The sequence below is a fragment of the Sulfuricurvum kujiense DSM 16994 genome (genome assembly GCF_000183725.1).
GTDB lineage: Bacteria > Campylobacterota > Campylobacteria > Campylobacterales > Sulfurimonadaceae > Sulfuricurvum > Sulfuricurvum kujiense.
The window spans coordinates 1,600,933-1,617,875 of the sequence record NC_014762.1 but is presented as its reverse complement, the minus strand read 5'-3'; the positions used below and the strand labels follow the sequence as shown (position 1 = coordinate 1,617,875).

At 45.5% G+C, this 16,943-nt stretch carries 20 protein-coding genes and 1 riboswitch; of the genes, 9 read left to right on the top strand and 11 right to left on the bottom strand.

All coding sequences use genetic code 11. The features are described from left to right. Positions 1 to 2 precede the first annotated feature (2 nt). Positions 3 to 302, bottom strand: coding sequence for a hypothetical protein (locus SULKU_RS08105; RefSeq protein WP_013460469.1), 300 nt, complete (start codon positions 300 to 302; stop codon positions 3 to 5). A 6-nt stretch (positions 303 to 308) separates the two neighbouring features. Next, positions 309 to 830: an inorganic diphosphatase gene (gene ppa, locus SULKU_RS08100; RefSeq protein ID WP_013460468.1), complete on the bottom strand. Its 522-nt coding sequence runs from the start codon at positions 828 to 830 to the stop codon at positions 309 to 311. Positions 831 to 987: 157 nt separating this feature from the next. Between ppa and SULKU_RS08095 the strand changes: the two genes are divergently transcribed. Together SULKU_RS08095 and SULKU_RS08090 are read left to right on the top strand one after the other, a co-directional pair. Then, complete coding sequence (locus SULKU_RS08095) at positions 988 to 1,296, top strand: hypothetical protein (protein WP_013460467.1); 309 nt, start codon at positions 988 to 990, stop codon at positions 1,294 to 1,296. A gap of 11 nt (positions 1,297 to 1,307) precedes the next feature. Further along, the gene (locus SULKU_RS08090) at positions 1,308 to 3,140 is read left to right on the top strand and encodes a biotin/lipoyl-containing protein (RefSeq protein WP_013460466.1); all 1,833 of its coding nucleotides are present in this window, start codon (positions 1,308 to 1,310) and stop codon (positions 3,138 to 3,140) included. Between the two features lie 19 nt (positions 3,141 to 3,159). Here the strand turns inward: SULKU_RS08090 and SULKU_RS08085 are convergent, their stop codons facing one another. Next, positions 3,160 to 4,122, bottom strand: a complete 963-nt coding sequence (locus tag SULKU_RS08085) for a chemotaxis protein (protein WP_013460465.1) — start codon at positions 4,120 to 4,122, stop codon at positions 3,160 to 3,162. A gap of 135 nt (positions 4,123 to 4,257) precedes the next feature. Here SULKU_RS08085 and SULKU_RS08080 point away from each other — a divergent pair, with 135 nt between their 5' ends. From SULKU_RS08080 to SULKU_RS08055, 6 genes are all read left to right on the top strand, one after another. Continuing rightward, the gene (locus tag SULKU_RS08080; protein WP_013460464.1) at positions 4,258 to 5,991 is read left to right on the top strand and encodes a molybdopterin-dependent oxidoreductase; all 1,734 of its coding nucleotides are present in this window, start codon (positions 4,258 to 4,260) and stop codon (positions 5,989 to 5,991) included. Further along, the gene (locus SULKU_RS08075) at positions 5,988 to 7,163 is read left to right on the top strand and encodes an aspartate aminotransferase family protein (protein ID WP_013460463.1); all 1,176 of its coding nucleotides are present in this window, start codon (positions 5,988 to 5,990) and stop codon (positions 7,161 to 7,163) included. The genes SULKU_RS08080 and SULKU_RS08075 overlap by 4 nt, the downstream gene beginning before the upstream one ends. An 8-nt stretch (positions 7,164 to 7,171) precedes the next feature. Beyond that, entirely contained in the window at positions 7,172 to 8,161 is a 990-nt protein-coding gene (locus tag SULKU_RS08070) for an SAM-dependent methyltransferase (protein ID WP_013460462.1), read from the top strand. 3 nt (positions 8,162 to 8,164) lie between these two features. Next, entirely contained in the window at positions 8,165 to 8,677 is a 513-nt protein-coding gene (locus tag SULKU_RS08065; protein WP_013460461.1) for an ankyrin repeat domain-containing protein, read from the top strand. 8 nt (positions 8,678 to 8,685) lie between these two features. Continuing rightward, positions 8,686 to 8,886 carry a sulfur carrier protein ThiS gene (gene thiS, locus SULKU_RS08060; RefSeq protein ID WP_013460460.1) on the top strand — a complete coding sequence of 67 codons (201 nt, stop codon included), beginning with the start codon at positions 8,686 to 8,688 and terminating at the stop codon, positions 8,884 to 8,886. A 68-nt stretch (positions 8,887 to 8,954) separates the two neighbouring features. After that, positions 8,955 to 9,031, top strand: a riboswitch (cyclic di-GMP riboswitch). Between the two features lie 40 nt (positions 9,032 to 9,071). Then, positions 9,072 to 10,982 carry an HD domain-containing phosphohydrolase gene (locus SULKU_RS08055; protein ID WP_013460458.1) on the top strand — a complete coding sequence of 637 codons (1,911 nt, stop codon included), beginning with the start codon at positions 9,072 to 9,074 and terminating at the stop codon, positions 10,980 to 10,982. Positions 10,983 to 11,003: 21 nt separating this feature from the next. Here SULKU_RS08055 and SULKU_RS08050 read toward each other — a convergent pair whose 3' ends face one another. The 3 genes from SULKU_RS08050 to fliL are packed head-to-tail and all read right to left on the bottom strand — an operon-like array spanning position 11,004 to position 12,235. Further along, entirely contained in the window at positions 11,004 to 11,300 is a 297-nt protein-coding gene (locus SULKU_RS08050; RefSeq protein ID WP_013460457.1) for a hypothetical protein, read from the bottom strand. A 6-nt stretch (positions 11,301 to 11,306) separates the two neighbouring features. After that, on the bottom strand, positions 11,307 to 11,669 hold the full coding sequence (gene acpS, locus SULKU_RS08045; protein ID WP_013460456.1) for a holo-ACP synthase: 363 nt from the start codon (positions 11,667 to 11,669) through the stop codon (positions 11,307 to 11,309). After that, complete coding sequence (gene fliL / locus SULKU_RS08040; RefSeq protein WP_013460455.1) at positions 11,666 to 12,235, bottom strand: flagellar basal body-associated protein FliL; 570 nt, start codon at positions 12,233 to 12,235, stop codon at positions 11,666 to 11,668. Before fliL ends, acpS begins: the two co-directional genes overlap by 4 nt. A gap of 113 nt (positions 12,236 to 12,348) precedes the next feature. Here fliL and SULKU_RS08035 point away from each other — a divergent pair, with 113 nt between their 5' ends. After that, positions 12,349 to 13,143 (top strand): MlaE family ABC transporter permease, encoded by a 795-nt coding sequence (locus SULKU_RS08035; RefSeq protein ID WP_013460454.1) that lies wholly within the window; start codon positions 12,349 to 12,351, stop codon positions 13,141 to 13,143. A 9-nt stretch (positions 13,144 to 13,152) separates the two neighbouring features. Here SULKU_RS08035 and SULKU_RS08030 read toward each other — a convergent pair whose 3' ends face one another. From SULKU_RS08030 to SULKU_RS08010, 5 genes are read right to left on the bottom strand one after another with little or no spacing between them, the layout of a single operon-like run. Beyond that, complete coding sequence (locus SULKU_RS08030; RefSeq protein WP_013460453.1) at positions 13,153 to 13,833, bottom strand: carbonic anhydrase; 681 nt, start codon at positions 13,831 to 13,833, stop codon at positions 13,153 to 13,155. Beyond that, entirely contained in the window at positions 13,824 to 14,096 is a 273-nt protein-coding gene (locus SULKU_RS08025; RefSeq protein ID WP_013460452.1) for a hypothetical protein, read from the bottom strand. Before SULKU_RS08025 ends, SULKU_RS08030 begins: the two co-directional genes overlap by 10 nt. Positions 14,097 to 14,139: 43 nt before the next feature. Continuing rightward, positions 14,140 to 15,492 (bottom strand): DNA repair protein RadA, encoded by a 1,353-nt coding sequence (radA, locus tag SULKU_RS08020; protein ID WP_013460451.1) that lies wholly within the window; start codon positions 15,490 to 15,492, stop codon positions 14,140 to 14,142. Then, positions 15,492 to 16,379, bottom strand: coding sequence for a signal recognition particle-docking protein FtsY (ftsY, locus tag SULKU_RS08015; RefSeq protein WP_013460450.1), 888 nt, complete (start codon positions 16,377 to 16,379; stop codon positions 15,492 to 15,494). The genes radA and ftsY overlap by 1 nt, the downstream gene beginning before the upstream one ends. Positions 16,380 to 16,381: 2 nt before the next feature. Continuing rightward, the gene (locus SULKU_RS08010) at positions 16,382 to 16,936 is read right to left on the bottom strand and encodes a TlpA family protein disulfide reductase (RefSeq protein ID WP_013460449.1); all 555 of its coding nucleotides are present in this window, start codon (positions 16,934 to 16,936) and stop codon (positions 16,382 to 16,384) included. Positions 16,937 to 16,943 lie beyond the last annotated feature (7 nt).

The following is a 16,943-nucleotide window of genomic DNA, read 5'->3' as shown; positions in this document are numbered from 1 at the left end:
TCTCAGCGCTGATCATCGTTTGTCGTGAGATAGATCCAGAACTCTTTATGGCTTTTCCCCTGATCAAGAAAGTAGAGTTGCAAAATAGCAACCCGATACAAAGTAATAATCATTTTGGCATACGGAACGGCCAATGAGAGAGCGAGCCACCACGGCTGCTCGCGATTGCCTTTGGAGAGCATCATCTCTTCGACTCCGATATTTTTGCTGAGATAAAGACCAAACGCGATCGAAAAGATAAAATTGAGTATCAATCCGAATATAGCGTAAGAAAAAACATCATTAGAACCGAAGTCGATCATCGTCTATTACTCTTTATAGTTTTTAATAGCGTCTTCTAGGATTTTAGTAGCGGCAGCTTTATCTTCGAATCCTTTTACTTTTACCCATTTGCCCGGTTCGAGCATTTTATAGGTTTCGAAGAAGTTTTTGATTTTTGCCAACGTATGTTTCGGGATGTCGCCAAGATCTTGGATCTCTTCGAATGTAGGATCGATTTTTGAAGTTGGAACGGCAAGCAATTTTTCATCGATACCGCTTTCGTCTTCCATAATTAAAACACCGACTAAACGGCAGTTGGTCACACATCCCTCAACCATAGGGTATTCGGTCAAGATCAAGATATCCGCCGGATCGCCGTCTTGTGAAAGTGTTTTGTTGACAAATCCGTAGTTAGCCGGATAGTACATTGCTGAGTGCATAACACGATCAAGTACGAGCGCACCGCTCTCTTTTTCAACTTCATATTTGATATTTGATCCGCAGGCTATTTCAATAATAGCTTTGACTTTATCGGGATTTTCGCCGTAACCGATTTTGCTTAGATCCATAGGGCACCTCTGTGTATAAAATAATGAGGCGGATTGTAACGAAAGAACCTAAAAGGTTCATTGAAAGAGGGATCAGTAAATCTTTTTTAATGAACTTTATACTAGAATCACGCATCGTGTAAAGATTACGCGTGCAAACTAACAAAGGGGATAGCAAATGGAATTACTCAATAAAGTAATGAAATATTTGACAATGTTTCAATCCAAGAATGCCCCGGAATCTCAAAACTTTGCAGGTGAGATTGCTGTCGCATCATCAAGTGATCGTGTACAAGGCGCCAAAGTAGCGGCGATTGCAGCAGCATTACACCACCATGAACAAGAGTCCAATGATGTACGGGCAAAAGTAGCCGCGATCGCAGCTGCACTCCATCATCATGAACTGGAAAATTCTCAAAATGGCGGTTTATTAGGAATTGCGGCTCTGGCGGCAGTAATTCACCACCATAATAATCTAAAGAAGTAGGGATTACGTAAATGGCAAAAAAATACATCGATGTGATGGACACTACGTTCCGTGACGGATTTCAGTCCGTATTTGGCGGACGGGTGTTGATGGAAGATTTCTTCCCTGCCCTCGAGGCGGCCAAAGAGGCGGGAATCCGACATTTTGAATTTGGAGGCGGAGCACGCTTTCAAAGCCTTTTTTTCTATCTAAATGAAAATGCGTTTGACATGATGGATCGCTTTCGCGCCATTGTCGGACCGGATGCAAATCTTCAAACCCTTGCACGCGGGGTAAATACGGTAATGCTCGATACGGGAAGCCGTGAAATGGTTGATCTTCATGCCAAAATGTTTAAGAAACACGGAACGACAACGATCCGTAATTTCGATGCTTTGAATGATGTCGAAAACCTTAAATATTCCGGTGAACGGATCGTTCATCACGGGTTAAAACACGAAGTTGTCGTTACGATGATGGACCTTCCTCCGGGGTGCGTAGGCGCTCATGATGTCGCGTTCTATGAAAAAACGCTTCGTGAGATTTTGGATTCGGGTATTCCGTATCACTCAATCTGTTTTAAAGATGCCAGCGGAACGTCAAGTCCGCAAAAAGTCTATGACACATTGAAAATGGCACGTAAATTGGTTCCTGAGGGGACCCATTTGCGTCTTCATACCCACGAGACGGCAGGGGTCAGCGTAGCGTGTTATCTCGCTGCACTCGAAGCCGGAGTAGACGGTATCGATATGGCTGCGGCTCCGGTCAGCGGCGGTACGTCTCAACCCGATATTTTAACGATGCTTCATGCGGTAAAAGGTAAAAATTTCGATCTCGGCGGCCTTGAACTTGAAAAAATCCTCAAATATGAAGATGTTTTGGGCGATTGCTTGAAAGACTATTTCATGCCGCCGGAAGCGACGCAGGTTTCTCCGCTCATTCCGTTTTCTCCGATGCCGGGGGGCGCATTGACGGCAAATACCCAAATGATGCGTGACAACAACATGTTGGATCGCTATCCTGAAGTAATCCGTGCAATGCGTGAAGTCGTTGAGAAAGGGGGATACGGTACATCCGTTACTCCGGTATCTCAGTTTTACTTTCAGCAGGCACTCAACAACGCCCTTATGGGACCGTGGAAAAAAATCGCTCCGGGCTATGGGAAAATGGTATTGGGTTACTTCGGTAAAACCCCTACCGCTCCCGATCCGGAAGTAGTTCGTATCGCACATGAGCAGCTTAAACTGGAGCCTACAACCGATCATGCAATCGATATTGCCGATCGTGACGAAACCAAATCAATCGCCTATTGGACTAAAAAGCTGAGCGACGAAGGTATTGAAGCGACCGATGAGAATATTTTCATTGCCGCTTCATGTGACGTTAAAGGGATTGCATTCCTCAAAGGGGAAGCAACTGTAAACGTTCGAAAAAATGGCCCTAAAACGGCAGAAACAACTCAATCAAACCAATCACAACAGGAGAATCTTCTTATGGCAAACGGAACATACACAGTAATCGTAGACGGACAACAATATAACGTACAAATCGTAGGCGGCAATGCGACCGTTCAAAGTGTCGTACCTGTAGCGGCTCCAGTAGCAGCTCCTGCGGCTGTTGCAGCGCCGGCAGCGGCAGCTCCTACGGCAAACGCAAATGCAATTTGTGCGGAACTTCCGGGTTCTGTATTTAAATTGGTTGCTTCTGTAGGCGATACTGTAAATGCAGGTGACAAGATCATGATTCTTGAAGCGATGAAAATGGAGATCGATGTTGTCGCTCCGCGTAACGGAAAAGTAACATCAATCAATGTAAACGTAAACGATAAAATCGAAGCAGGCCAAGTTTTGGCGGTTGTCGAATAAATCGCTTCTTCTTTCTCCCTTAACGAGGGAGAAGTTTTGCCCCAGATTCTCCCATTTTTTCAACAATCAACGCGAGTATATTTTCACTTTTTGTTTTATCGATAAATCCGTCAGCACCCAAACTGGCCGCTTCGCGTTTATTGTTTTCCCCTGTCATAGAACTGTTGACTATGATCGGAATCGCTTTGGTTTCAGCTTTGGCTTTCAGCTGTTGAATAACGGTAAAGCCTGACATCTCAGGCATTTCTATATCGGTAATGATTGCCGGAATAGATGAAGGGTTCGGGTGTTTGGAAATGAATTCAATTAAATCTTTTCCGTTGTTGAATATTTGGTATCCGATATGGGCATGTTCAAAAATTTGCCGTAAATGGCGCTGTGCCGTTTTTGAGTCTTCGGCAATGAGCACTACGCCGTTTTTAAGTTTTTCGGGAATTGAGATATTTTGGAGTGCTTTTGTAGCATTTTCAACATTAACCATTGCTTGCGGAATGACGTCCGCCAACAGTTTTTCATAGTCGAGGATTAGACACAGACTTCCGTCATCCAATCTCGTATCGTTAATAACAAGGCCGTCGTCTCCCAAACGGTAACTATCGGGTGAGTGCATCTCATTCCAGTTCTTTTTGATGACACGGTATGCAAACATAATCCGAATGCCGATAATGATTCCGTTAAAATCACATATCAATAGATTAGACGCTTTTTTCCTGTCATCTTCCATAGCAATTCCGAGCCATTGCGGAAGATTCAAAATCGGTATTTGCAGCTCACGCAGTACAATTGTCCCCTCCAAAAGCGGATGGGCTCCGGGAATTTGTGTCAGGTGGTGGCGTTTAGCTTCAACAACTTCGCGGGTTTTAAAGACATTAATGGCGTAATAGGGCGATTCTTCAGCGGTATCGATTTTAAAGACCAAAAGCTGTACTTCGTTATTTCTCGCTAAGTTTGTTGCCGCATCGACGTGTTCTAAAAGAGACATAGTGACCTCAAATTATTTATATTCTTTAATGATATCCTATTCGTCAGCTTTTTTTACTAAAAACTAAAGGGTGTCAAGGGTAAAATGCGCTTAATATGTTTAAAAATTCAGTGTATGAATGAAAAGTTGAGTTAAATGAATCAGACAACCGCCTGTCCGCTTGATTGTTATGACGCTTGCCGAATTGTCGTCGATGAGAACGGAAAGCTAAAAGGAGATAAATCGCATCCGGTAACACGGGGCTATTTATGTCCGAATCTTAACCATTTCACACAACAAAACAGATTGCTTTCCCCGCAGTTTCGCGGTGATGAAATTTCGATGGAGAGAGCATTCGAACTCTTGATAGAGGTATTGAAAAACTCAAAAAATGACCAGATCCTCTATTATCGCGGAAGCGGAAATGTCTCTTTGATGCAGCGCAGCTGCGAGCATTTTTTTGCCTCTATCAAAGCGGTCGGAACGTCAGGAAGTCTGTGTGACGGTGCAGGAGAAGCGGGTGTTTTGGCCGGAAGAGGAAGTAATGAGGTGTTATCGCCGCAGATGATCGATGAGAGCGAGGTTGTCATATTCTGGGGACGTAATCCCCATACGACCCATTCTCATCTGTTGCCGTTTTTAGAGGGAAAAACGGTTATCGTCATCGATCCCGTTAAAACATCGATAGCTCAGAGTGCCGATCTGCATATCCAGATCAAACCTCATTGCGATTTGCAATTAGCGTTATTATTAAGCCGTTTCGCGATCATAGAGGGGATTCACGATGAAGCGTTTTTACAGGAGCACGCAAGCGAATACAACGATTTTTACGAATTGACTCAGAGTGTAAGGATCAAAGCGACCCTTGATTTTATCGATGTTTCTCTCGGACAGATCGGGGCGATACTGGAGTTGATGAAAGGGAAAAAGTGTGCGATCTTGGTCGGTGTCGGTGTTCAAAAATACCGAAACGGCGCCGATGTGCTTCGCTCTATTGACGGATTCGGCGCGATTATGGGACTTTTCGGTAAAAGAGGATGTGGCGTGAGTTATCTGGGCAACTCTTTATCGGGAATCGATTTGCCGTTTGAATCGCTATCCCGTCGTATCAGTAAGCCGACTGCCGATTTTTCGAAGTATAATTGTGTTTTCGTTCAGGGTGCCAATCCTTTGGCTCAGATGCCCAACTCTACCGGAGTGAGACATGCCTTTGCATCGGCAGGCTTTACGGTCTATTTCGGGCTGTATGAGAATGAAACGTCCCGTTCGGCGGATTTGGTGATTCCGGCAAAAACGTTTTTGGAAAAAAATGATTTCCGCAGTTCATACGGTGATTATACTCTTCAGGAAATGCCGCAAATATTCCAGAGCGAAAGCGGTATCAGCGAATATGAGCTTACGAGCCGTTTGTGTAATGCCTTTGGGGTACAATGGGAAGACGAGTCGTATTATCTCGATTTTTTCCGAAAGCAAATGGACGTTCGCGACGGCGTCGGATATCGTCGGAATGTCCCTGAAATCCCTTATGAAAACGGATTTGAAAACGGTGAATTTGAGTTTTTGGACACCATTGATGCGGACATCGATGATAATGAGGGTTTTTATCTCATTACTTCAAAATACGGACAAGGGCTTAATTCACAGTTTAAAAGGGCTGGCGGGGTGTATTTTCATCCCGATGCGGGATTTGATGAGGATGCGGTTGTCCAGCTTGTGTCACACTCATGCTCTGTGGAGATGAGGGTAAGGCATGATAATCGGTTGAGGAAAGATTGTCTCCTGATCTATTCGGGTACACCCGATGTGAATGTATTAACGCCGCCGCACCTTAGCTATGAGGGTGAGAGTGCGGTGTATCAAGAAATTAAAATAAAGGTAATAAAAAAATGACTAAAAATTTTGAAAACTATGTATTGCCGACGTACGCTCGTCAAAATATCAATTTCGTAGCGGGTAAAAACGCTGTTTTGATCGACAGCGAGGGGAAAGAGTATATCGATTTCGCCGCCGGAATCGCGGTGTGCAGTGTCGGACATGCCAATGAGCGGTTGACCAAAGCGATTTGCGATCAAGTGAGCAAAGTGATCCATGTTTCCAACCTCTATTACATCGAGCCTCAAGCCGAATGTGCACGCCGCATAGTAGAAATGAGCGGGTATGATATGAAATGCTTTTTCGGCAACAGCGGTGCCGAAGCCAATGAGGGGGCGATCAAAATCGCCCGAAAATACGGTGAAGTAGACGGACAGCCGAAGCGCTATAAAATCATTACATTGGACCACTCGTTTCACGGACGTACGATTACGGCGCTAAAAGCGACGGGACAAGAGTCGATGCACAACTATTTCGGCCCGTTCCCGGACGGATTCGTTTATGCTAAAAATATCGATGAAATCGAATCGCTGATTGATGAGCATACGGTAGCGGTAATGATCGAATTGGTACAGGGAGAAGGTGGAGTTCAACCTCAGGATCGGGCTAAAGTACAAGCCCTAAGCGCAATGCTGAAATCGCGTGATGTTTTGCTGATGGTGGATGAAGTTCAGACGGGGATATACCGAACGGGCGAATTTTTAGCCTCTAATCTTTACGGAATCGAACCGGATGTCATTACTCTGGCCAAAGGACTCGGGGGAGGAGTTCCGATCGGTGTGGTGATGACCGGCAAAAAAGATATTTTTTCTCCCGGAGATCACGGCTCAACGTTCGGAGGAAACTATCTCTCAACCGCTGCGGCGAATGAAGTATTGGACATTCTCGAAGAGATGAAAGAGAGCGGTGCACTGGATGAACATCTCCTCTATTTTGAAACATCATTGGCCAAGTTCGCGAAAGCTCATCCGGCTATTTTCTTAGAGCATGTGGGTCTTGGGATGATGCGCGGTCTTCGTGTGGTTGATGGGGACACTCTGGGCAAAATTATCAATGCTGCGCGTGAAGCGGGGGTCATCGTCCTTAAAGCGGGTCGTAATACTCTGCGCTTCCTCCCTCCGCTTACGATTACCAAATCCGATATTGATGAAGGGTTTGCACGCCTTGAAAAAGCAATGGCAGCTCTGTAAGGCAACACGTGCGCTTTAGTGACTACATGCATGACTGGCTCTACGGAGCGGACGGGTATTACGCGTCGTATCGTCCTATCGGCAAAAAAGGGGACTTTTATACGGCGGTCAGTACGTCGAAATTTTTCGGCGGAACAATCGCAAAACATATTATTTCTCGCATTGATGAGGGATTTTTGCGCTCCGATTCGCTGATTTGCGAGATCGGTGCCCATCACGGCTATCTTTTAGCCGACATAATCGAGTTTATCCATACCCTTCGCCCGCAGCTGCTGCAGACGCTCAGGTTCGGGATTGTGGAACGATTTGAAAACCTCCGTACCGCACAACAATCGTATTTTGATGAATCGTTCGGGAATGCGGTTTCTTTGGAACATTACAGCGATCTCTCAGAGCTGAACGAACAGTCGGTATTCTTTATCGCCAATGAGATTTTTGATGCCTTTGGCTGCGAGCTTTTTTACAAAGGGAAGACCGCTCGGGTAGAGAATCATCAAATACATTTCGATATAGACGATCCTAAAATATCTTTGTTGGCAGAAAAATATAAGCAAGATCGCGGTGAGATCGCAGTAGGATACGAATCGTTTGCGTCGGCTATGCAGAAGTGCTCAAAGAGATTCGAGTTTATGAGTTTCGATTACGGCGAATTGGAAGCCCGAAGCGATTTTTCGATACGCGTGTATCAGGCACATCAGACGTTTCCTTTGTTTGACGAAGCGCTGGAACGTGCCGAAGCTTACGGAAAAACCGATATCACGTATGATGTTAATTTTACCCATGTCAAAGAGGCGTTTGAAGAAGCAGGGATTGTATGCGCTCAGTATGCGACGCAATTGGTCGCATTGGTCGAGATGGGGATTCTGGATCTGCTCGCGATTCTCAAAGAGCATGCCGGCGAAGAGATTTATGCGCAGGAACTTGAAAAAGTGAAGATTTTGATTACCCCCTCTCTTATGGGAGAACGGTTTAAGATGATTCGATTCGTTAAGGAATAGACGATGCGATTATGGGTGTTTTTATCTCTGGCTGTGAGTGTCGCGTTTGCCGGTGTCCTGCATGACGCCGCCTACGAGGGTGATATCGGGAAAATGCGCACTTATCTGAGCCAAAATAAAAATGTCGATGAACAAAATGCGGCGGGTCTTACGGCATTGCATGTCGCGATCAAGATGGGTGATCTGAAAATATCGCAGTTTCTGCTTGATAACGGCGCCGATATCAACGCTCAGGATTTTCAGGGTAATACACCCCTTATATTGGCGGTGAAGAAAAAAGATTTGGAGCTGGTCACCTTTGTCATCATACACCGTGCCGATGTCAATCTGGCAAACAATGACGGGATCACGCCGCTTCATCAGGCGGCATTCAGCGGCAATGAACCTGTAGCTGATTTTTTACTCAAAGCGCATGCCGATCCCCATCTTAAAAACAATGACGGTGCAACAGCGTACGAATTTGCGATTGCCAAAAAGAATTTTGCTATCGCGCAACTGATCAGAATGTCAATGTAGGAGAATCTATGCAAATCAAAGTAAACGGTGAACTAAGAGAAGTGAGCCCCGGATCGACCATGCTTGATCTTATCCGATCTCTCGGACTGGAAGAGAGGGTTATGGCTTCGGCACTAAACATGGAGATCGTCAAACAAGACAGATGGGGCGATGCCGTTTTAAAAGAGGGTGATACGATCGAGCTGCTGGATTTTGTCGGCGGGGGATGATGTAAATAATCGATTTTTGTAACCGTTCCAATACTATTAAGAATTATAATAGTAGAATAAAAAAAATGAAAATTCAAAGCCAAACCTGCTGTGAAGCAGGGACGGAAAGCCGCGGGTCTCAAAGCGAGATAGCCGGGTTGTCATTTATTGTCTTTGCTATTTAATGTTTATGAAATCGGGAAACAATGCAAAGAATCGTCTTTAATAAAATTGCTCTTCTCATTATCCTTTTCTCTATCGGATTTTTATTTCTCGAGTTCGAATACAAAAAATCCACCTATTTTCAAGAAAAAATATACGATTTGCAGCTTCAATATAACGATAAAGTTAAGAGTTTTTCGACCGGCGGGGCGGTTGAGAACGATGAAATCATCCAGAAGATGAACGAAAATTTTGATGCAGAGTACAGTTGGTATGCCGTAAAAGATTTTCATGCGGACAAATTCGCGCCATTTCAAGATGAGATAAAATCGCATGTATCCCAAAAAAAATCGTTTGTACTCTATCGCATGGATTCTATACCGGCGAGCACAGTGCTTGTTTTTGCCGCCGTCAAAAATTCACAAAATAGACTTACCGGATATGTCGTTTCAAAACGCCACGAGAACGATATCAATAGAATCTACATCGAGCAGTATCTAAAATTCTTCTCCGTCCTCGTCGCTCTTTATATTATCGGGATTTTCTATCGTAAACACCTCCACTCCATTGCGCTTCTTGACCAATATAAAGCAGTTGTCGATAAAACCACACTGTTGTCCAAAACCGATACCAAAGGGCGTATTACCTACGCTAACGAAGCTTTTATAACGCTAAGCGGATACAGTCTAAATGAGCTGATGGGGAAACATCATAATATCGTACGCCATCCGGATATGCCCTCATCGGTCTTTAAAGAGATGTGGAGAACCATTAAAGAGGGCAATATTTGGCATGGGAAGATAAAAAACAGGAAAAAAGACGGTTCTGCCTACATCGTCGATGCGACGATTATTCCGCAAAAGAACGAAAAGAACGAAATTATCGAATACATAGCGATCCGCCACGATATCACCGAGTTTGAAGAGCTTAAAGAGCTTTTGGAAAAAGATTTACAAGACAGCTCTCAGACGCTGAATGAGAAGATATCGCTGCTGGCGCAGTACGAAAGGGCGATCGAGCAGTCATCGTCGTATATCCGTACAAATCCCAAAGGGGTGATTACCTATCTTAACGATACGCATGAGCAGCTAACGGGGTATGCAAAAGAAGAGCTTATCGGTTCGACCCATAAACGGCTGCGTGATGCGGCTACTCCGAGTTCCACCTACAAAGAGCTGTGGGATACGATTCAGCAGAAGAAAATATGGAAAGGGATTATTAAAAACCGCACCAAAAACGGAGAGTTTATTTTTCTCGATACGATTATTGTTCCGATACTTGATAAAAATGAAGAGATTCGCGAATACATGGGTATCCAGTATGATGTGACGGAACTTCTTTTACTGCAAGAGGATATTGTTGATACGCAGCGTGAAGTGATCTATAAGATGGGTGAAATCGGAGAGACTCGGAGTAAAGAGACGGGCAATCATGTCAAACGGGTTGCCGAGTATTCACGCCTTCTTGCCATCAAAGCTGGAATGAGTGAGGAAGAAGCGGATTTGTTGTATGCGGCATCACCGATGCACGATATCGGTAAAGTCGGCATTCCTGATAGTATTCTGACAAAACCGGGGCAACTCGATGAGGGTGAATGGGAAGTGATGCGCAGCCACTGCGATATCGGGTTTAATATATTGAAAAAATCGGAGAGACCGATTCTAAAAGCGGCGGCTATTATCTCCTATCAGCATCATGAAAAATGGGACGGTTCCGGGTATCCCAGACGGCTTCAAGAGGAAGAGATCCATATGTTCGGGCGTATTACCGCTATCGCAGACGTATTCGATGCCTTAGGGACAAAACGGGTTTATAAAGAGGCTTGGGAACTTGATGAGGTTTTAGAATATTTCCGTAATGAAAGCGGGAAACATTTCGATCCGACGCTAACCAAACTCTTTTTGGACAATATGTCGGAATTTCTTATCATCCGCGATAAGTTTAAGGATGAATAGAAAGAACGAACGGCATTAGGATTATTGCCGTTCAAGCAATTTTTCGTATTTTGTTTTTAAGATAAGATACTCTTTGTGAAGTGCATCATACTCTTTTTTATAATCTATCTCGATTGTCTCTTCCGGATTTTGATTCGAAGCTTCGGCCGGATTGTTTTGTACCTGCGGTGTGATAACAATATAGGTCACCTCTTTACCGTTTTCTTCTTTTGTAACGATCGGAAGCTCTCCGTTCATCGTTTTTTTCACGACAGTATGGATGCTGAGACGTTTTTTGGCGGCGTATTTTTGAATCGTCATAAGTTCAGGGGATTGCATTGTTTCTTACTCTTGTATTTTTGATTGTTCTAATGCCACGACAGCAATGGTGTAATCGCCGTCATGGGTTATTGAGACGGAGGTGTCTGTAATGTTAAAATGCTCACGCACGCGAGTCGAGAAAGAGAGCTGCGGAGCGCCTTTAGGGGTTTTAGAGAGAATGATATCGTGAAAGCCGCATTCGCTTCCGATACCGCAGCCTAAAGCTTTGGCACATGCTTCTTTGGCTGCCCAAAGACCGGCGAAGTTGCGTTTGCTTTTGTATAAATGGATATCATGCTGAGAGAGGACTCTGTTAATGGCACGATCGCCGAAACGTTCTATCGTACGTTCCAAGCGTTCAGTTTTGATAAGGTCGATGCCGATCATTGCACCACAAAGTCGGTGAAATAAATATTTTTAACTTTGCCGTCTTTTAGACGTAGATTCAATTCGTTAACGATTTGCTCTTTAAGTTTCTCTTTACCCTTGACGGTTGAGATCTCTTCGAGAGATTTTGAACTTAAAATTCTGATAATGATATCACGGAAAATAGGTTTTTTCTCTTCAAGCTCGGGAGAGAGTTCTTCTCCACCCATTTCAAGGTTGATTTCGCATTTGAGATAACGGCGGCCGCTTTCACTTAAAAGGTTTACCGTAAACCCGTCGAGAGGGAACATTAATCCCACTTCGGTCATCACTTCGCCGCCCATCGGCGTTCCTCCGCTTCCTTCTCCCGAATGTTCGGCTTCAGCACTGTGGGAATCGGCGGCAACCTCTGTTTTAGCATGCCCGGCTTCTGCCTCCGCATCATGGTTGCCCATCATTAAAAAGGCGACAATCCCTCCGATGATTAAAATCAGAGCTAAAACACCGATAATAATGATCAGGAGCATATTTCCCGATTTTTTCTTTCCTTCTTCCGTTTCGTGTTCGTCTTTCTCTTTTTCCGCCATCCGTAGCTCCTAAGTAAAGTTAATTCTTTATTGTAGCGAGAAACTTATGAAATTTGCCACGTCTCATAATCGAAATTTTGGTAAACTTAGCAGATGAAAAGAAGGACATGTTGATGGTTGAGACACTTTTAGGCTATATCGGACGCCCTTTTGTCCAAGGTTTTGAGGCAATAGAGCGTTTTGGCCTGTTTATTTTATTTCAATTACAGCTTTTTAAACTCTATCCGCTGACATTTAAACGGTATAAAATCGTTTTGACTCAAATCGAAGTCATAGGATTGGGATGTATGGGTGTTATTACCCTTACGGCACTCTTTACAGGAATGGTAGAAGCGATTCAGCTCTATAATGGATTTCATCAGTTCGGTGCCGAAAATTTTACGGGATATACGATTTTTTATTCGATCAGCAGAGAACTCGGTCCCGTATTCGCTTCTTTGATGCTGATTTCCCGCTCCATCAGTGCTATGGCGGCGGAGCTTGGGACCATGCGTGTTTCAGAACAGATCGATGCTATCGATATTTTGGGGGTCAATTCCAAAGAATATCTTATCACTCCCCGTATCATCGCAACGGTTATCTCGCTGCCGCTGTTGGTCATATGGTTTGATTTTATTGCTGTCGGTTCGGCCTATTTTATTTCAATCGGGGTGTTGGGGATCAATCCGGTCGCCTATCAAGACACATTAATGCGGCTGGGCGAGTTTGAAGATATTATGACGGGTGTGATAAAAGCGGCAGTTTTCGGGTTCATCGTCAGTTCAATCGGAAGCTATATCGGTTATCATACAAGCGGCGGAGCACGGGGGGTAGGGCAGTCGACGATCTATGCCGTTGTCTATTCGGCGGTAGCGATTTTTGTCACCAATTATTTCTTGTCCGCTTTATTTTTGTATTTGGACTGGTAGGAGAGCGACTTACTCTCCTACTTCGCTGAGGGGGCGGAACTGATAGCTGTCGGGATCGTAATAGTCGATGGCTCCCGTCTCGATATCGTAGTACCATCCGTGGATAAAGAGTTTTTCTTCCTGTACCATTTTTTTGACATAAGGGTAGGTCAAAAGATTTTCGATCTGGGTCACGATGGAAAGCCGTTCGGTGGCACGCAGGAGCTCCTCTTGTGTAGCATTTTCACCCAATGCAAGCATCGCCATCGATTTGGCTTTTTCACCCAATGTAAGCCATTTTGCGGTATGGATCATAGAGGTGTTGCACGATGATTTATAGAGCGATTCGATCGCACCGCAGTGGGAGTGGCCGCAGATAATGATTTCGGAGACGCCCAAAACCAAAACGGCATATTCGATCCCTGCAGCGGTGGAGTGAAAGTCTTCATCCGGTTTATACGGGGCGACAAAGTTACCGACGTTGCGGACGACGAAAAGATCACCCGGGTTCGATTGAATGATAAGGTCGGGAATAACGCGTGAATCTGAACAGCCGATAAAAAGGGCTCGGGGATTTTGGCCCTCTTTAACCAGAGTAAGGAGCTGCGCTTCATTTTTTTTGAAGTAGGTTTGTTGGAACGTTTCGTTACCGTCCGCAAACTCTTTGAGACGCTGAATACTCAAATCAGCGGCATTTTTGCTTAACGGCACTCTTCAATCCCCAAATATTTAATAATGGCATCGTACACTTTTCCCCCTTCGCGGTCACAATCGTCATGGTATTCGATCGTAATCATTCGTTTACCTTCGGTGACGGCTCCACCGTAGATATTGGGTTTTAATGAACACAGCTGAGTACATTCGGAAATCGCTTTTTCTATGAGCTGATGTTCTTCTTCGGTGCTGTAAGCAAGAGAAAGCTTTGTGTATCGCTCTTCGGATTTATGATCGGCAACAATAGAACATACTGGCATAAAAGATCCTTCGTTTTGATTTCGTTATTATACGAAATTTAGGTTAAAACCACTCTAATAACTTGTTTACTTCGTCAATTTCGTAACATTTGACGGCAGTTTTTTCCAACGGTTTTTTAGGAACCAGCGCTTTGGTGATCTGTTGGGATGCCGCCTCTTTGAGCCGCTGATCGAGTTGATACACCTCACGGATATCTCCGACGAGGGAGACTTCGCCGATGAATACCGTCTCTTTGGAGATGGCGCGGTTGCGAAAACTGCTGATGATGGCGGCGAGGATCGCTAAATCGGCGGAAGTTTCGGTGATTTTGATCCCTCCCGTGATATTGATGAAGACATCGTAGCTGTTGAGAGGTATTTCGAGTTTACGCTCCAGCAATGCCAGAAGCATATTTAGTCGGTTGTTCTCAAACCCGGTCGCCTGGCGTTTCGGATTGGGAGCATGGGTATCGCTCACCAGAGCCTGTACTTCGAGAACTATCGGGCGGGTCCCCTCCATGATAACGGTGAGTGCGGAACCGCTTTGGGATTTGGTGCGGTTGAAAAAGCGCGATGAGAGGTCTTTTGCCGATACGAGCCCGTCATGACGCATCTCAAATACCCCGATTTCGCTGGTAGGGCCGAAACGGTTTTTAAATCCGCGCAAGATTCGTAGTTCATGGCCGCTGTCCCCTTCGAAATACAAGACGACATCGACCATGTGCTCCAACACGCGAGGTCCTGCGATGGAGCCTTCTTTGGTGATATGTCCGATGATGAAGATGGCGATGCGGCGCTCTTTGGCGATTCGCATCAGATCAAAGGTGATCTGGCGCACCTGCGTTACCGAACCGGGTGCGGAGGCGATGGTTTCGGAATAGAGGGTTTGGATCGAGTCGATGATGATACACTCATACGCTCTCTCATGCAGCTCTGCAAGTACCTGTTCGAGCCGTATCTCGGCGAGGAGGTAGAGATTATCGACATTCGCTCCCAGACGGTTTGCCCGCAGTTTGATCTGTCCTTCGCTCTCTTCGCCGCTGACGTAGAGGACGTTACGGCGCTGTTTCGCGAGGTTGGAGCCGATTTTAAGAAGCAGGGTCGATTTTCCGACTCCGGGACTTCCGCCTATGAGGACGAGTGAACCCGGTACGACGCCTCCGCCGAGCACCATGTCGAGTTCGGCGTCGTCACTGCTGAAGCGTTCGGTATGCTCTTCGACGATTTGGGTGATCTCTTTGGCTTTTACTCCCCCCGATGGCGAAGAGGTAGAGGTGAGTTTGATCACCTCCTGCTGCGCTTCGCTGAGCTCTACAAAACTGTCCCATCCGCCGCAGTTGGTACATTTCCCCATCCATTTCGGGGTGGTAAATCCGCAGTGCTGGCATTCGAAGAGGACGTTTTTTTTCTTTGCCATTATTTTGCCGTTTCTTCCCCGAATATCGCATCCAAAATGCCGTCCACAAATTCGTATTTGTCAAATGGTATCAGATGCTCCGGCTGTTCTCCGACACCGATGTAGAGGATCGGAAGGGATAGGGCATAGGCAATAGAGAATACCGATCCCCCTTTGGCGGTTCCGTCGAGTTTGGTAATGATGATGCCGTCCACCCCGATCATTTCGTTGAACGCTTTGGCCTGAGCGATGGCGGAGCTCCCCTGTGTACCGTCGAGGATAAGAATTTTTCGGTGAGGGGCTCCCGTGTGGGCCTTGTCACAGATACGGACGATTTTTTTGAGCTCATTTCCCAAATTGGTCTGGGTATGAAGCCGTCCCGCCGTGTCAATAATGACCTGCTCGAATCCCCGTGCTTTGGCCGATTCGATCGTATCGTACGCAACGGCGCTCGGATCATGCCCCTGACGGGAGGATACGATAGGGACGTCCAGTTTGTCCGCCCAGCGGGTGAGCTGCTCGATAGCGGCGGCACGGAACGTATCTCCCGCTCCGAGGATTACCCGCTCCCCTTTGTTCAGATGGTGTTGCGCCAGTTTAGCGATAGTCGTCGTTTTTCCCGCACCGTTAACGCCGATGATGAGGGTTACGGTCGGTTTGTTCGGATTGTCCGGCAATGAATTTTGAGCATAGGCTAGCGTTGCGAGGAGTTTGGATCGCAGTTGATCGCGGGTAATATCGTTTTGATAGAGCTCTCGAAGAATAATTTCGACCAGATCGTACTCGACGTCGGCTTCGAGAAGGATATTCTCGAGCTCATCTTTAGATATTTTTGCTTTTTTTTCCGGTGCGATCGCGGCAATGGCTTCGATCGTCTTTTGCAGCCCTTTTTTGATAAAACTGAACATAGTTATTTCCCTAATGCCGCGGCGATATCGTGATCAATAATCTCTTCCTGGGTCGCTCCGGCGTAATGGGTGACGTATTCGCCGTTATGATAGAGAACCATCAACGGAATCGGGAACTGCTGTCCTACGCCGATAGTGGATGCGATGGCTCGGGCGAGATTCTGATTGTCGGCCTTGTTGCTGATCAGGTATTGTCCCCCTTTGTATTTTTCACGAAAGGCTTCAAGTTCCGCATTGCTTTTGTCCTCTTCGATGGTGATACCCATAATGATAAGATCGTCACCGTATTTTTTCTGCAAATTGCCCAAATGCATTACTTCGGCTTGGCACGGAGGGCACCAAGTCGCGAAAATATCGAAAAGCACTACTTTGTCTTCACCCGCATCAAGCGTGAAATTGGTACCTCTTTTTTCAACGTTGTAGCTTTTTCCTTGGGTATCCATCAGGGTGAATTGGGCGGTTGAGACCATTGCTTCGTCCGCAGATTCTTTTTTATTACATCCTTGAAACGCCAAAGCTAAAACAAACAGCGAGATTAAAAAATGAGATATTCGCATACAAAAC